Source organism: Streptomyces sp. NPDC014907, assembly GCF_055562975.1.
In genome coordinates this window covers 173,226-186,871 of record NZ_JBVHEG010000007.1, presented here as the reverse complement: position 1 = coordinate 186,871, position 13,646 = coordinate 173,226, and the positions used below count along the sequence as shown (strand labels likewise).

14 protein-coding genes are annotated in these 13,646 nt (G+C 74.6%); 7 read left to right on the top strand and 7 right to left on the bottom strand.

Going from position 1 to position 13,646, the window contains the following annotated elements; all coding sequences use genetic code 11:
- Positions 1-73: 73 nt before the first annotated feature.
- From ACZ3IL_RS20315 to ACZ3IL_RS20300, 4 genes are all read right to left on the bottom strand, one after another.
- Positions 74-757, bottom strand: a complete 684-nt coding sequence (locus ACZ3IL_RS20315) for a GNAT family N-acetyltransferase (protein ID WP_388689562.1) — start codon at positions 755-757, stop codon at positions 74-76.
- 284 nt (positions 758-1,041) lie between these two features.
- Positions 1,042-1,746 carry a ribonuclease H family protein gene (locus ACZ3IL_RS20310; RefSeq protein ID WP_467391812.1) on the bottom strand — a complete coding sequence of 235 codons (705 nt, stop codon included), beginning with the start codon at positions 1,744-1,746 and terminating at the stop codon, positions 1,042-1,044.
- A 91-nt stretch (positions 1,747-1,837) separates the two neighbouring features.
- Positions 1,838-2,755, bottom strand: a complete 918-nt coding sequence (locus tag ACZ3IL_RS20305; RefSeq protein WP_467391811.1) for a phosphatase domain-containing protein — start codon at positions 2,753-2,755, stop codon at positions 1,838-1,840.
- Positions 2,756-2,759: 4 nt separating this feature from the next.
- Positions 2,760-3,965, bottom strand: a complete 1,206-nt coding sequence (locus ACZ3IL_RS20300) for an RNA ligase (protein WP_467391810.1) — start codon at positions 3,963-3,965, stop codon at positions 2,760-2,762.
- Between the two features lie 192 nt (positions 3,966-4,157).
- On the opposite strand from ACZ3IL_RS20300, the gene ACZ3IL_RS20295 reads away from it, so the two are divergent.
- From ACZ3IL_RS20295 to ACZ3IL_RS20280, 4 genes are all read left to right on the top strand, one after another.
- Positions 4,158-4,517, top strand: coding sequence for a hypothetical protein (locus tag ACZ3IL_RS20295; protein ID WP_467391809.1), 360 nt, complete (start codon positions 4,158-4,160; stop codon positions 4,515-4,517).
- A gap of 98 nt (positions 4,518-4,615) precedes the next feature.
- Complete coding sequence (locus ACZ3IL_RS20290) at positions 4,616-5,191, top strand: dienelactone hydrolase family protein (protein ID WP_467391808.1); 576 nt, start codon at positions 4,616-4,618, stop codon at positions 5,189-5,191.
- Between the two features lie 212 nt (positions 5,192-5,403).
- Positions 5,404-6,582, top strand: coding sequence for a YncE family protein (locus ACZ3IL_RS20285; protein WP_467391807.1), 1,179 nt, complete (start codon positions 5,404-5,406; stop codon positions 6,580-6,582).
- Between the two features lie 232 nt (positions 6,583-6,814).
- Positions 6,815-8,194: an NAD(P)/FAD-dependent oxidoreductase gene (locus tag ACZ3IL_RS20280; protein WP_467391806.1), complete on the top strand. Its 1,380-nt coding sequence runs from the start codon at positions 6,815-6,817 to the stop codon at positions 8,192-8,194.
- Positions 8,195-8,445: 251 nt separating this feature from the next.
- Here the strand turns inward: ACZ3IL_RS20280 and ACZ3IL_RS20275 are convergent, their stop codons facing one another.
- The gene (locus ACZ3IL_RS20275) at positions 8,446-9,237 is read right to left on the bottom strand and encodes a hypothetical protein (RefSeq protein WP_467391805.1); all 792 of its coding nucleotides are present in this window, start codon (positions 9,235-9,237) and stop codon (positions 8,446-8,448) included.
- A 165-nt stretch (positions 9,238-9,402) separates the two neighbouring features.
- Here ACZ3IL_RS20275 and ACZ3IL_RS20270 point away from each other — a divergent pair, with 165 nt between their 5' ends.
- Positions 9,403-9,843 (top strand): GNAT family N-acetyltransferase, encoded by a 441-nt coding sequence (locus tag ACZ3IL_RS20270; protein ID WP_467391804.1) that lies wholly within the window; start codon positions 9,403-9,405, stop codon positions 9,841-9,843.
- An 83-nt stretch (positions 9,844-9,926) separates the two neighbouring features.
- Here the strand turns inward: ACZ3IL_RS20270 and ACZ3IL_RS20265 are convergent, their stop codons facing one another.
- Complete coding sequence (locus tag ACZ3IL_RS20265; protein WP_467391803.1) at positions 9,927-11,039, bottom strand: asparaginase; 1,113 nt, start codon at positions 11,037-11,039, stop codon at positions 9,927-9,929.
- A gap of 182 nt (positions 11,040-11,221) precedes the next feature.
- Between ACZ3IL_RS20265 and ACZ3IL_RS20260 the strand changes: the two genes are divergently transcribed.
- The gene (locus tag ACZ3IL_RS20260) at positions 11,222-11,686 is read left to right on the top strand and encodes an Lrp/AsnC family transcriptional regulator (RefSeq protein WP_467391802.1); all 465 of its coding nucleotides are present in this window, start codon (positions 11,222-11,224) and stop codon (positions 11,684-11,686) included.
- A gap of 199 nt (positions 11,687-11,885) precedes the next feature.
- Entirely contained in the window at positions 11,886-12,689 is an 804-nt protein-coding gene (locus tag ACZ3IL_RS20255; RefSeq protein WP_467391801.1) for an endonuclease I family protein, read from the top strand.
- Positions 12,690-12,752: 63 nt separating this feature from the next.
- On the opposite strand, the gene ACZ3IL_RS20250 is transcribed toward ACZ3IL_RS20255, so the two are convergent.
- Entirely contained in the window at positions 12,753-13,610 is an 858-nt protein-coding gene (locus ACZ3IL_RS20250; protein WP_467392055.1) for an RNA polymerase sigma factor SigF, read from the bottom strand.
- Between the last annotated feature and the right edge of the window lie 36 nt (positions 13,611-13,646).

The window sequence follows — 13,646 nt, the reverse complement described above, 5'->3', positions numbered from 1 at the left end:
CCGGGCCCGCCGGGAGGGCCCCGGAGCGCCCGTGACCGCCGCCCCGGGAGAGCGGGGCGGCGGTCACGGGTCCTCAGGCCGGGAGCAGGTCGTGCGGGGCGCGGACCCGGCGCGGGGCGGTCATGCGGAGTTCGAGGACGTCGCGGACGGCGGGCCACTCCTCGTCGAGGACCGAGTAGAAGGCCGTGTCGCGGACGGCGCCGTCGAGGCCCCGGGAGTGGGCGCGGCGGACGCCCTCGCAGGTCGCTCCGAGACGTTCGATCGCGATTCTGGAGCGGGTGTTGCGGGCGTCGGCGCGCAGGGTGACGCGCCGGACGCCCCAGACGTCGAAGGCGTGCCGGAACATGAGGTACTTGGCCTCGGTGTTGACGCCGGTGCCCCGCGCGGCGCCCGCGATCCACGTGTTGCCGATCTCGGCCGCGTCGGGGACGGCGGTCAGGGGATCGCCGTGGGGCATCCCCGGGACGGGGGGCCAGACGAGCGGGCCCCGCCAGTAGTCGAGTTCGAGGAACCGGGTCGAACCGACGACCCGTTCGTCGGCCGTACTGACCAGGGCGAAGGGCAGGCAACGGCCTGCCGCCTGATCGGTCAGGGCACGGGCGATGTAGTCGAGGGCCGATTCGAGGCCGTCGGGCACGGGGGTGAAGGCGTAGGCCGATCGGTCCGCCCCGCCGGCCCGGGCGAGGGCTTCGGCGTGCCGCATCGCCAGCGGCTCCAGGCGCACGGAGCGCCCGGTCAGGAGAACAGGTACTGGCACGGAACCTCGGGTCTTTCACGGGCAGGGAGGCTTCCGCCACGGAGAGTCCACGGCGGAGCTGGAGGGAGGTTCTCGCCGGTGCCGACCAGGTCGTGAGAACGACGAATGAGCAGGTGAGAGCGGTTCGTCACCGGTGCGAGGAGGACAGTATGCAGCCACAACCGCTCGGAGAACAGAACCCCGGGCGAACCCGGGCGCACGCGCGGGTGAAGCCTCCCGCGCGACCCGGTTCCGCCGTCTCGGACAACGGACGGCGCCGCCCGCCAGTCGGACGGCGCGGTCGTTCAGACGCAGGTGGGATGGCCCCAGCCGTCGGGGTTCCTGCTGATGGTCTCGCCCTTGTCGTAGGCCTTGCCGCAGCGGCAGCGGCCCGCGAATCTCGCCTTCAGCGTGCCGCCGGACGGGCGTGTCCGGCGGGTGGCGGAGCCGTTCGCGGACGTCTCCCGGGGACGCGGGGGCGCGGAGGAGCGCGAGCGGGGCGCGGAGGCCCGCGCGGACGCCTCGGGCGGGGGGAGCGGGGCGCCGGAGGCGGAACCCGTGGCCTCCTGGGTGCGGGCGGTGTGGCCGGCCGCGCGGTCGGCGGCGTCGTTGAGGGGGTCGCCGTCCGCCCGGTGCGCGGGGGTGTACACGAAGTCGACGTCGCGGCCGGTGAGCAGCGCGTCGATGCGGACCACCAGGTCCTTGTTGGCGACCGGGCTGCCGGACGCGGTCCTCCAGCCCTTGCGGCGCCAGCCGGGGAGCCAGGTCGTGACCGCCTTCATGGCGTACTGCGAGTCCATGCGGACCTCGACGGGCACGTCGGGGTCGAGGACCTCCAGGAGCCTCTCCAGGGCCGTGAGTTCGGCCACGTTGTTGGTCGCCCGGCCGAGCGGGCCCGCCTCCCAGCGGTCGACCGACCCGTCGGCCCGGCCGATGACCCATGCCCAGGCCGCGGGACCGGGGTTTCCCTTCGACGCGCCGTCGCACGCCGCGATGATCTTCTCCACCATCCCACGATCCTGACACGGCGCCGGGAGCGGCCGGTGCCGCCCCCGGCGGGAGGGGCCGGGGACGGTACGGGGCGCTTCGTGGCCGGTCCGCTCAGAAGGCGCCGTAGTTGACCTGCCAGGTGGGCAGGCCGATGCGGCGCCAGAGGGCGACGACGCGGTCGCGGTCGTCGAGGGAGACGCGCACGGCGTAGCGGTGGCGCACGTGGGCGTCGAAGAGCTCCGCCTTGACGAGGTCGTCGCCCCGGCCGTCGCCGGAGGCCCGCATCCACAGTTCGTCGTAGGGCACCCCGTGGCGGGCGAGCCAGGCCTCGGTGAGGGCGCGGTGGTCCTCGCTGCGCCCGGAGAGCAGGACGATCCGGTCGTCCTCGGCGTCCCGGAAGGCCTTCAGGGCGTCGCGCACGGAGACGTTGAGCACGTCGCGGTCGCAGCGGGTGAAGTCGTACGGGCCGCGGTCGACGCGCAGGGCGAGGGTGCCGTCGATGTCGCACATGACGGCGGTGGGGAGCGCCGGGTCGGGAACGTAGGGCTCGACGGCCGGGCGGTCGTTGAGCCAGTCGGCGGTGAGGCGCCAGCCGCCCCGGACGGCCTTGGCGTGCTTGCCGGCGAGGACGCGGATGATCTCCTCGCCGACGGACCGCTCGCGGGCGGCGTCGCGGCGGACGCACTCGTCGACGGGCACGGCGGTGAAGTCGTGGACGGCGAAGGTGACGTCCAGGCCCGCGACGGCGGCCTTGAGCCGCTTGGGGATGTGCGGGGTCAGGTGGGTGTTGTCGACGACGACGTCGAAGCCGCCGTCGACGGCCGCGCGGACGGCGGCGTCCTGGACGGCGAGGACGGTCTGTTCCCGCGTGTGCGAACGGCCGTTCTCCGGGTCGGGCAGGTCGAGCATGGCACGCAGGTCGTCGAGGTTGACGCGGCGCACGCGTCCCTCGGCGCCGGCCTGGAGGGCGCGGGCGGCCGTCGTCTTCCCCGAGGCGGGAAGGCCGGTCATGACGTGGACGACGGGCACGGTCTCAGTTCTCCTCGTCGTGGGCGAAGGGGTCGGTGGCCTCGGGGCGGACCTGCCGCCAGACGAGGAGGTCGGTGGGGCGTCCGTCGAGGCGCTGGAAGAGGGCGGCGCGCAGGCCCCGGTCGGGCAGGGCGGCGGCCGCGCGGGCGAAGGCGGCCCGGTCGCCGGCGAGGTGGGCCAGGCGGGCGTACTCCTCGTCCACCGCCCGTTCGCGGTCGGCGGCGGCGGCCTCCAGGCGGTCGATCACCCCGCGCACCCAGTGGTCGAACTCGTCGGGGACCTGCTCCAGGAGGGCGTCGAGGGGCTTGCCGCCGGAGGCCTCGACGTCGGTGACGGCGCAGCCGAGGCCCTTGGCGAGCCGCGTGGCGGGCAGGCCGGCGAAGCGCTGGATGCCGTGGCCGCGCCAGATGTCCCGCTCGGTGACCCCGGTGAGCACCTTGTGGAGGCGGACGTACTCGCCGAGCTTGGCCTTGGCGCGCAGGCCGGAGGCGAAGCGCAGGACGAATCCCTCGGCTTCGGTGCCGGTGGCCGGGCGGCCGCCCGGCAGGGTGCTGGACTCGGTGAGGGCGACGAGTTCGGCGACGCTCGCGACGGACCAGGTGCGGACGACGCTGCCGAGGGGCGCCCAGGAGGCGGCGGCCTCGGCCAGCGGCACCTCGGCGCCGTCCGGGCCGAAGGCGGCGAGCAGGACGAGGTCGCGGCGCTCGCCGTAGTTCACGACGACGCGGTTGCCCGGGTAGACCATCTCCGCGAGGTAGGTGACGCCGGGCGTCAGGCCCGTGGTGTCGGCGGCGTCGAGCCGGCGCTGCGCCCAGACGGCCTGGGAGCTGGTGAAGGAGCCCTTGGAGGCGGCGTGCCAGCGGTCCGCGTAGTGGAAGACCACGGCGAGGCTGCCGTCGACCTTGTCGTACACCTCGAAGGGTTCGTCGGGCAGCGGGGGCGCGTAGGGGCTGCCGGTGGTGTGTTCGGCGAGGTTGAAGAACTTGGGGAGCGGCAGCGCGACGACGCGCCCGGTGTCGTCGGCGACGAGGCCGCGGCAGCGGAGGGTGGCCCGGTTCCAGTGCTGGGCGTACTGGCACGCGCGCGTGTACGTGTAGATCGACAGCGGCAGCGCGGGGTGCGGTTTCCGCGTCACGTGCCCGTCGGCGAGGGCGTCGGCGAGCTCGTCGGACGGCATCAGGTCGTGCAGAGTCAGGGTGTCCTGGCTCATGGGGTCCCCTCCCGTGGTGTTTCGATGATCCATTCTTGGCGAAGAGGACCGGGAAGGACAGTGATTATCGGACCGGCGGCCGTCGGCGGAGGTCACGGCGGACTCCCGATCCCGGGCGTGTCGGCGGCGCCCCGTAGACTCGCCGTCGCCCTGCCGGTGACGGAACCGGCGCAGACGAAAGAAGCGAACCCCATGAACCACGCGGACGGCACGGCACCGATCTACGCCGAGCTCATACGGGAGCGGGGGGATGTTCCCGGTGACGTCCGCCAGGTCGCGGAGGAGGTCCTGCGGGACCTGAGCCGGGTCATCCCGGCGCCCCCGCAGGGCGGTCCCGCCCCGCAGGGAGCCGCCTCGCACGCGCGCGCGGGCGCGCCCCACGCCGGTCCCGGCGGCCCGGCGGGGCCGAACGCCCCGCTGGGCCCGCGGGGCCAGGCCGGGCCGGGCGGCCAGGCCGGGCCGGGCGGCGCCGGGGGCCCGATGGGCGTCACCGGCCCCATGGGCGTCATGGGCCAGGCGGGCGCCGTCGTCCCGCACCGGCCGCTGCGATAGCCGGACCGGGCGCTGTCGGTGCCGTGCGCCATGCTGCCCACCGGGACGGCCCGCGCCGCGAGGGGGCGGGACACGCACGGAGACAAGGGGACGGCGACATGGCCGAAGTACTGCTCTTCCATCACTCGCTCGGGCTGACGGAGGGCGTGGAGGCGTTCGCCGACGGGCTGCGACGGGCGGGGCACACGGTGCACGTGCCCGATCTGTACGGAGGGCGCACCTTCGGGGATCTGGCGGAGGGGGTCGCCCACGCCTCGCGGACCGGCTTCACGGAGCGCGCCGGCCGGATCGCCGACGAGCTGCCGGAACGCCTCGTCTACGCCGGGTTCTCGCTCGGCGTGATGCCCGCGCAGAAACTGGCGCAGACCCGGCCCGGAGCCCTCGGCGCCCTTCTGATCGGCGGCTGCCTGCCGGTGGACGCCTTCGCGGAGGAGTGGCCGGAGGGCGTGCCCGTCCAGGTGCACGGGATGGACGCGGACCCGTACTTCACCGACGACGGAGACCTGGCGGCCGCACGCGAGCTGGTGGCGGGCGCGGCGAACCGGGAGCTGTTCCTGTATCCGGGGAGCGCGCACTTGTTCGCGGAGCGCGGCACGCCGTCCTTCGTGCCGGAGGCGACGGCGCTCTGCGCCGAGCGGGCGCTGCGCTTCCTGGACGGCCTCGCGACGGCGTGACCCGGCCCGGCCCACCGCCCTCCGGGCACACGGCCGCCGGACCCGCGACCGTCCGCGATCGCCGGGCCGGCGGCCGGCCGGGACGGCCGGCCGGGCTTCCGGACGACCCCCGTGTCGTCCGAACGGCGGACCCCGGGGACGCGGACGCGGGCGGAGGATCGGGGCAGGGCGCGGGCCCGCCCCCGCGCGGCCGCCGCACCGAGGAGTCCGTCATGACGAAGTTCCGCCGTCCGTCCCGCGCCGCCCGTGCCCTCGTGCCCGGGGCGGTGGCGGCCGTCCTGCTGGCGGGGTGCGCCCCGGGGGCCGGGGGCACGGCCCCCGGGGCGGCCGGGGAAGGGTCCGTGGCCGGTTCGTCCGCGCCGGGCCCGGCGGGCACCGCTCCCTCCGGCGCGGCGTCGCCCTCCTCCGGCGGAGGGGCCGCGCCCGGCACGCTGCTCGTCACCGACTTCGGCTCCGACACGGTCACCTTCGTGGACCCCGGGCGGGGAGCCGTCGGGTCCGTGGAGGCGGGTGCCGCGCCGTACGGCCTGGCCCTCGGCGCCGACGGGCGCGCCTGGGTGGCGACCGCCGAGGGGGTGGCGGTGGTGGACGTCGCGGCCCGGAAACGGCTCGCGCTGATCCCGTACCGGACGGCGACCGGGCCCGTGACCACGGGCGAGTACCGGGGCGGCGGCATGGGCATCGCGCTCGCGCCGGACGGGCGGCGGGCGTACGTGGGGGTCCACGTGCCCGGCGGGAACGGCGTCCTGGAGGTGATCGACACGGCGGCGGCGCGGGTCGTCGGCACGGTGCCGGCCGGACGGCGCCCGTTCGACGTGGACGTGTCGCGGGACGGCGCCGAGGTGTACGTGACGAACCACGACTCCTTCGACGTCACGGTCGTCCCGGCGGGGACGCTGGAACCCCGGCGGGTGGAGGTGGCCCCGTACGGCACGGAGGGCGGGCTCGGTTCCTGGCTCAAACCGCACTACGCGGCGGTGCGGCCCTCGGACGGGAAGCTGCTGCTGCCGTTCGAGGGCGAGCGGCTCGCCGTGGTCGATCCCCGGACGGGCCGGACGGCGGTCGAGCCGATGACGGCGAACACGCACCAGCACGGTGTCGCCGTGACCGCCGACGGGAGGCTGCTCGCCGTGGGCACGGGTCCGGTCGACCCGGCGGCGGACGACGGCCCCTCCCTGACCGTGCGCGCGCCGGACGGGACCGAGCGGATCCATCCGCTGGAGGGGCCGCACGAGGACGTGGCCGTGTCCCGGGACGGCCGCACCGCCTATGTGACCGGCGGGTTCACCCGGGACGGCCACTGGGACGGCCTGACCGTCGTCGATCTCGTCACGGGCGCCACCCGCCGGGTCGCGGCGGGTGCGCGGCCCCTGGGGATCGTGGTCCTCTGACCCGCGCGCCCGCCCCGTGGCGGAGAAGCCGGTGAGAACGGCCGTGAGCGGGTAGCCGGGATCATGGACCGGTGGCGTACGGCACCGGGCCGGGGCGGATCGCGTCGAAGAGCGATTCGGCCGCAATGGCGATAAAAAGAGTGAACAAGGGTTATCCAGCGAAAAAGTCTTACATGATTGCCCTCAGGCACGACCCATGGCTCCCTGCACGCTCATACGGAAGGCGGACAGCGTGACGCGACCGAGGATTCTCGTGGTGGGCGCCGGCTTCGCCGGAGTCGCCTGTGTACGGAGGCTCGAACGGCGGCTGGCGGAGCGGGAGGCGGTCATCACGCTCCTCTCGCCGTTCTCGTACCAGCTCTACCTCCCCCTGCTCCCCCAGGTGGCCGCGGGGGTCCTGACCCCGCAGTCGGTCGCCCTGTCGCTGCGGCGCAGCCAGCGGCACCGGACCCGGATCGTCCCCGGGGGCGTGGTCGGGATCGACACGGCGGCGAAGGTCTGCGTGGTGCGGACGATCTCCGGCGAGTACGTGAACGAGCCGTACGACCACCTCGTGCTCGCGCCCGGCAGCGTGACCCGCACGTTCGACATCCCGGGTCTCACCGAGCACGCGCGCGGGATGAAGACGCTCGCGGAGGCCGCGTACATCCGCGACCACGTCATCGCCCAGCTGGACCTGGCGGACGCGAGCAACGACGAGGCGGAACGGGCCGCGCGGCTGCAGTTCGTGGTCGTCGGCGGCGGTTACGCCGGGACGGAGACCGCGGCCTGTCTCCAGCTCCTCACCCGGAACGCGGTCGAGCGGTACCCCCGGCTCGACCCGTCCCTCATCAAGTGGCACCTGGTGGACATCGCGCCGAAGCTCATGCCCGAACTGGGCGACAAGCTGGGCAGGGCGGCGATGGACATCCTCACCCGGCGCGGCATCGAGGTGTCGCTCGGCGTGTCGGTGGCCTCGGTGGACGAGAAGGCGGTGACGCTCACGGACGGGCGGGTGCTGCCCAGCCGGACGCTGATCTGGACGGCCGGAGTGGCCGCGAGCCCCCTGATCGGGACGCTCGGCACGGAGACCGTCAAGGGCCGGGCCGCCGTCTCGCCCGAGATGGCCGTGCCGGGCCTCGACGGGGTGTGGGCGCTCGGGGACGCCGCGGCGGTGCCCGACCTCGCCAAGGGCGAGGAGGGCGCGATCTGCCCGCCGACGGCCCAGCACGCGATGCGGCAGGGCAAGGCGGTCGCCGACAACCTGGTCTCGACCCTGCGCGGCGAGCCGACCCACCCGTACCGGCACAAGGACCTGGGGCTGGTGGTGGACCTCGGCGGAATGGACGGGGTCTCGAAACCGCTCGGCGTGGAGCTGCACGGGATGCCGGCGCAGGCCGTGGCCCGCGCCTACCACTGGGGCGCGCTGCGGACCAACGTGGCCAAGACCCGGGTGATGACGAACTGGCTGCTCAACGCCGTGGCCGGGGACGACTACGTGCGGACCGGGTTCCTGGCCTCCAAGGCGGGGACGCTGCGGGACTTCGAGTACACCGACGCCTACCTGACGCCGGAACAGGTCCGTGACCACACGGCCTCGTTCCGGGGCGCCGTCACGTCCGGCGGCAACTGAGCGGAGAGGACGGGCGGCGGGACTCCCGGCGGTGGCCGGGAGTCCCGCCGTCGTCGTGGCCGGGCTCCTCGCGCCGGACTCCTCGCGCCGGGACCGGACGTCACGGGCCGGCGCGTCGGGGGCGGCTCGTCGGGCCCGCCCCTCGCGACGGGTGCCCGGCGACCGGCGGGAGTCCGGCACGCCGCGGCGGTCCGGCACCCCGCCGAGAACCGTCGCGCCGTTGCGAGCCGCCGCCGTCCGGCCGGGCCGCGTCAGCGGGCCAGTTCGGTCGCCGGGCCCATGAGCACGACGGGCTGCCGGGCCGGGTCGAGGGCACGGAGCAGTTCGCGCATGGCCCCGCGCTCCAGGGACACGCAGGCCTGGGTGGGGCCGCCGTGGTCGACGTGGACCCAGATGCCGCCGCCCTTCTCCGCGCCGAGGGGGCGTTCCCTGTCCAGCGGCGTGCGGCCGGGCACCCGGTTGTAGTCGATGGCGATCACGTGGTCGAAGGAGCCTTCGAGGGGTTCGCCCGCGAAGCCGGTGCCGCTGACCGCGAACCGCTCGTCCTGGTCGTACGGGAGGCGGGTGCCGGGATCGGGCAGCCGGCCGCCCGCGTCGCCCAGCCGGAAGACCCCGATCGGGGTGCGCAGGTCGCCCGCGTCGTGGTCGGCGGTCCAGCCCCGGAGCGCGTTGTGGGCGGGCCAGGGCCCGGCCTGCGTCTTCCAGCGGCCGGCCCGGTCCCGTACGTGGAGCGTCGCGGTGGAGGTGTTGGAGTCGGGGGTGGCGCCGGTGACCAGGAGGACCTGGGAGGTGCCGGCGGGGACGGAGGCGTGGGTGACGGGTCCGGTGCCCGGGAGCCGGGAGGCGGGGGCCGGGACGGAGGCGGGGCCGCCGGGCGCTCCCGGCGGGCCCGGGTGGGGGTGGGCGCCGCCGGCGGGCGCGGCGGCTGCGGTGGTCGGGGCGGTCGCGGGCGGAGTGGCGGGGCCCGCGCAGCCGGTGAGCAACAGGGCCGCGCACAGTGTGCCGGCGCTCAGCAGCGCGGGGGCGCCCTTGCGGACGGGCATGGGACGGCTTCCTCCTGGCCGGGAACAGTGCAGCGATCCGTACCCGTTCGGGGGCCGGGGCCGCCGCGGGGGCCCCGCCCCCACCCGTACGGACGCGCCCTCCCGGGTGCGCGCGGGCCCGGAAAGGGGTTGACCGGCCGCGTTCCGTCGCGGTTGTCCGCCGGGATGAACGATCTTCGTGTCGAGCGGGCGCGGAGCGGGGCGCGGCTCGCGGACTGGCGCACCGTCCACAACACGGTCGTCCCCACGGCCGTGCTCTCCCCCGGCGAGGTGCGCGAGCGCGCGGGCCGGAACCTGCTGGACGTCGCGTACCTCGGGGACGTGGCGGTGGGCTGTTCGACGGTGCGTCCGCCGGACGGGGAGACCCCGGCGGCGACCGTCATCGCCAGGACGCTGCCCGGGTTCCGGGGACGGGGCATCGGGACCGTCCTGTACGAGCGGGGACTCGCGCACGCGCGGACGCTGGGCGGCGAGGGCGTGGAGACGGTGGTCCTGGCCTCCAACGAGGAAGGGCTGCGGTTCGCCCTGGCGCGGGGCTTCGCGGAGGTGGAGCGGTACGTCCTGCCGGGCGACACGGTCCCGTTCGTGACCCTGCGGCTCGCCTGACGGGCCCCGCACGGGGGGGGTTGGTTCCGGCTCGCGGGCGGGCTGGGGGGCTCCGCCCGCGAGCCGGGTTCTCGGGGCGCCGGTCAGGCGCGGGCGGCGACGGCCGAGGCCGAGCGGGAGCCGCCGGTGGCGAGGGCCGGTTCCGCGCGGACCGGGCCGTCGAGGAGGCGTCGCAGCAGGACGGTGGCACGGGCCGGGTCGCCCGCGCCGCCCTCTTCCGCGAGGAGCGCGGCGAGGACCGCGATCCGGGCCTGGCCGGCGCGGAGGGTGCCGGTGAGGAGCGCTCCGGCGGCGACCAGGTCGACCGCGCCGCCGCCGGTGTAGATCTCGGCCAGCGGTCCGGCGGGGACGCGGGTGGTCACGGCGACGAGGACTCCCCCGGCGACCGCGTCCGCGACGGCGGCGGCGATCTCGGGGGTGGCGTTGCCCGCGCCGGTGGCGACGAGGACGACGCCCCGGGCGCCGGCGGCGACGGCCGCGTTCAGGAGGAGAGGGTCGCCGTCGGAGTGGTGCGTCACGATGTCGACGCGGGGCAGCGGGACGGCCCCGGGGGCGCCGGGCGACGCCGTGCGCGCGGCGGCGGGCAGGGGGAGCGGGGCGGTGCGTTCCGGCTGCCGCTCGATGTCGACGCGGGAGAACCCGACGCGGCCCAGGCGCTCCCCGGACGGGTCGGAGAAGGCGTCGGCGGCGAGGGTGTGGGACTTCACGGTGCCGCGCGCCGCGTGGACGCGTCCGTCGAAGACGACGAGGACGCCGAGGTCGCGGACGGTGGAGGCGACCTGGAGCGCGTCGTACAGGTTGCCGGGGCCGTCGCCGTCGCCGGTGCCGAAGGGGCGCTGGGCTCCGGTGAGGACGACCGGGCGGGCGTCGGTGTGGTGCAGGTCCAGGAGGAAGGCCGTCTCCTCCAGGGTGTCGGTTCCGTGGGTGACCACGACGCCGTCGACGCCGGGGTCCGCGAGCGTCTCGTGGACGGTGCGCAGGAGGGCGAGCTGGTGGGCGGCCGTCATGCGCGAGCTGTTGACGTTGAAGAGGTCCACGACCTCGACGGCGACGCCCTCGGGGAGGGGTGCGGTGGCCAGGACGTCGTCGCCCGAGGCATCGGCCGCGTAGCCGGTGCCCTGCCAGCGGCTGGCGATCGTGCCGCCGGTGCTGATGACGACGATCCTGCGCGTCTCCCCGTCGTGCGTCCGCTTCATGGCTGCCGTCCCGACTCCCTGCCCGGAGGTCTTCGACCCGTACTGGTGGGCCCCGTCCGGCGCCGGCGGTTCTCCGTCCGGCGGGGTGGGCCCCTGTGCAGCCGCAAGGATAGGACAAAGGGTGCGCAAGGCGATTGCAAAAGAAGCCGGGAAAAGGTTTCAGCGTGGTAGAAAATTGCTCCATGGACCGAATTGACCTTCACATCTTGCGCGAGCTCCAGAACGACGGCCGGCTGAGCAACCAGGAGCTGGCCCAGCGGGTCGGCCTGAGCCCCTCCCCCTGCCTGCGGCGGGTGCGCCAGCTGGAACAGGACGGGGTGATCCGGGGCTACCGGGCGGTCATCGACCCGGAGGCGGTCGGGCGGGGGTTCGAGGTGCTGGTCTCGGTGGAGGTGCGGCGGGACCGGGAGACGGTGGAGGCCTTCGAGGAGGCGCTCCAGGACGTGCCGGACGTGATCGAGGCGTACCGGCTGTTCGGCAGCCCGGGATGCCTGCTGCGGATCGCGGTGGCGGACCTCGCGGCGTACGAACGGCTGTGGATCGAGCGGCTGACGACGCTGGCCGGGGTCACGGAGGTCAACTCGCAGATCATCATGAAGCGGATCAAGGAGCCGAAGGGGATGCCGGTGGACGTCCGGGGCGGATGACGCGCCCCGGACGGGCGGGGCGGACGTCCGGTGCCCGCGTATGCGAGAACGTCACGGAAACGCCTCCTCCCGGTTACACGAAGGACCGCTCCCCCGTGCCACGCTCCCCGCTGACAAGAAGTCAACACGCGTAGAACACGGTGCCCTTGAGCCCGGCCCCGTGCTCCACCGCGTGACGTCCCCGGGAAAGGGCACCCCCATGTCCGCTGCACAGCCCCGCCGTCGGAAGGCCTGGGCGGCATCCATAGCCGCCGCCCTCGTCACCCTCACCCTCCCCGCCGTCACCGCGACTCCCGCGAGCGCCACGACCACCGCCCACGACAGCACGTACTACAAGAACGCGATCGGCAAGACGGGCCCGGCCCTCAAGTCCTCGCTGCACACGATCATCGGCAACCAGACCAGGATCTCGTACGACGCGGTCTGGAACGCGCTGAAGACCCTCGACCAGGACCCGAACAACTCCGCCAACGTGCTCCTGCTCTACAGCGGCGTCTCGCGCGCCAAGTCCCTCAGCGGCGGCTCCGTCGGCAACTGGAACCGCGAACACACCTGGGCCCAGTCCCACGGCGACTTCGGCACCTCGGCCGGTCCCGGAACCGACCTGCACCACCTGCGCGCGACGGACGTCCAGGTCAACAGCACGCGCGGCAACAAGGACTTCGACATGGGCGGCAGCCCCGTCGGCGGCGCGCCCGGCAGCTACACGGACGCCGACTCCTTCGAGCCGCGCGACGCCGACAAGGGCGACGTGGCCCGCATGATCCTCTACATGGCGGTCCGCTACGAGGGCGACGACGGCCGGCCGGACCTGGAGCCCAACGAGTCGACCTCCAACGGCGGCACCCGCTTCCACGGGCGCCTCTCGGTCCTGAAGCGCTGGAACGAGCAGGACCCGCCGAGCGCCTTCGAGGAGCGCCGCAACGACATCGTCTTCGGCACCTACCAGGGCAACCGGAACCCGTTCATCGACCACCCGGAGTGGGTCGAGGCGATCTGGTAGTCCGGACCGGACGCGTGGGGCCGGCCGGGACGCGCCCCGGCCGGCCCCACGCGTGACCGCCGTTCACTTCCCGGTGCCGGACTCCGCCAGCATCCCCTCGCGCAGCCGGTTCAGGCTGCGGGCCAGGAGCCGCGAGACGTGCATCTGGGAGACGCCGAGCCGCTCGCCGATCTGCGCCTGCGTCAGCTCCTCGACGAAGCGGAGGTGCAGCAGCAGCCTGTCGCGCTCGTCGAGGGCCACCACGAGCGGGGCCAGGGTGTGGAAGTTCTCGAACAGTTCGAGAGCCGGGTCCTCCTCGCCGATGAAGTCGGCCAGGGCCGCCTCGTCCTCCTCGTCGCCGCCGATCGCGGCGTCCAGCGACGTGGAGTTGTACCCGTTGGAGGCGAGCTGGGCCTCGACCACCTCCTCCTCGGAGAGCCCCATCAGCACCGCCAGCTCCGCCACCCGGGGAGCCCGGCCCAGCCGGGAACTCAGCTCGTCGGTCGCCTTCGCCAGCTCGACCCGCGCCTCCTGGAGACGGCGGGGGACGTGCACCGCCCAGGTGGTGTCGCGGAAGAACCGCTTGATCTCCCCCACGATGTACGGCACCGCGAAGGTGGGGAACTCCACCTCGCGCGCGAGGTCGAAGCGGTCGATCGCCTTGATGAGGCCGATCATGCCGACCTGGACGATGTCCTCCATCTCGTCGGCACGCGCCCGGAAACGGCCCGCCGCGTACCGCACGAGCGACATGTTCATCTCGATGAGGGTGTTCCGGACGTACTGGTACTCCTCGGTGCCCTCCTCCCGCTCCGCCAGTTCGCGGAGGAACACCTTCGTCAGAGCCCGCGCGTCCTGCGGGGCGACCTCGTGGGGGGCCTCGACAACGGGCAGGTCCTCATGCGCATCGTCCGTCGCGTGCGTCGTCTTCGCCTCGGCCATCTCGGTCCGCACGGGACAACCTCCTTTTTCACCGTG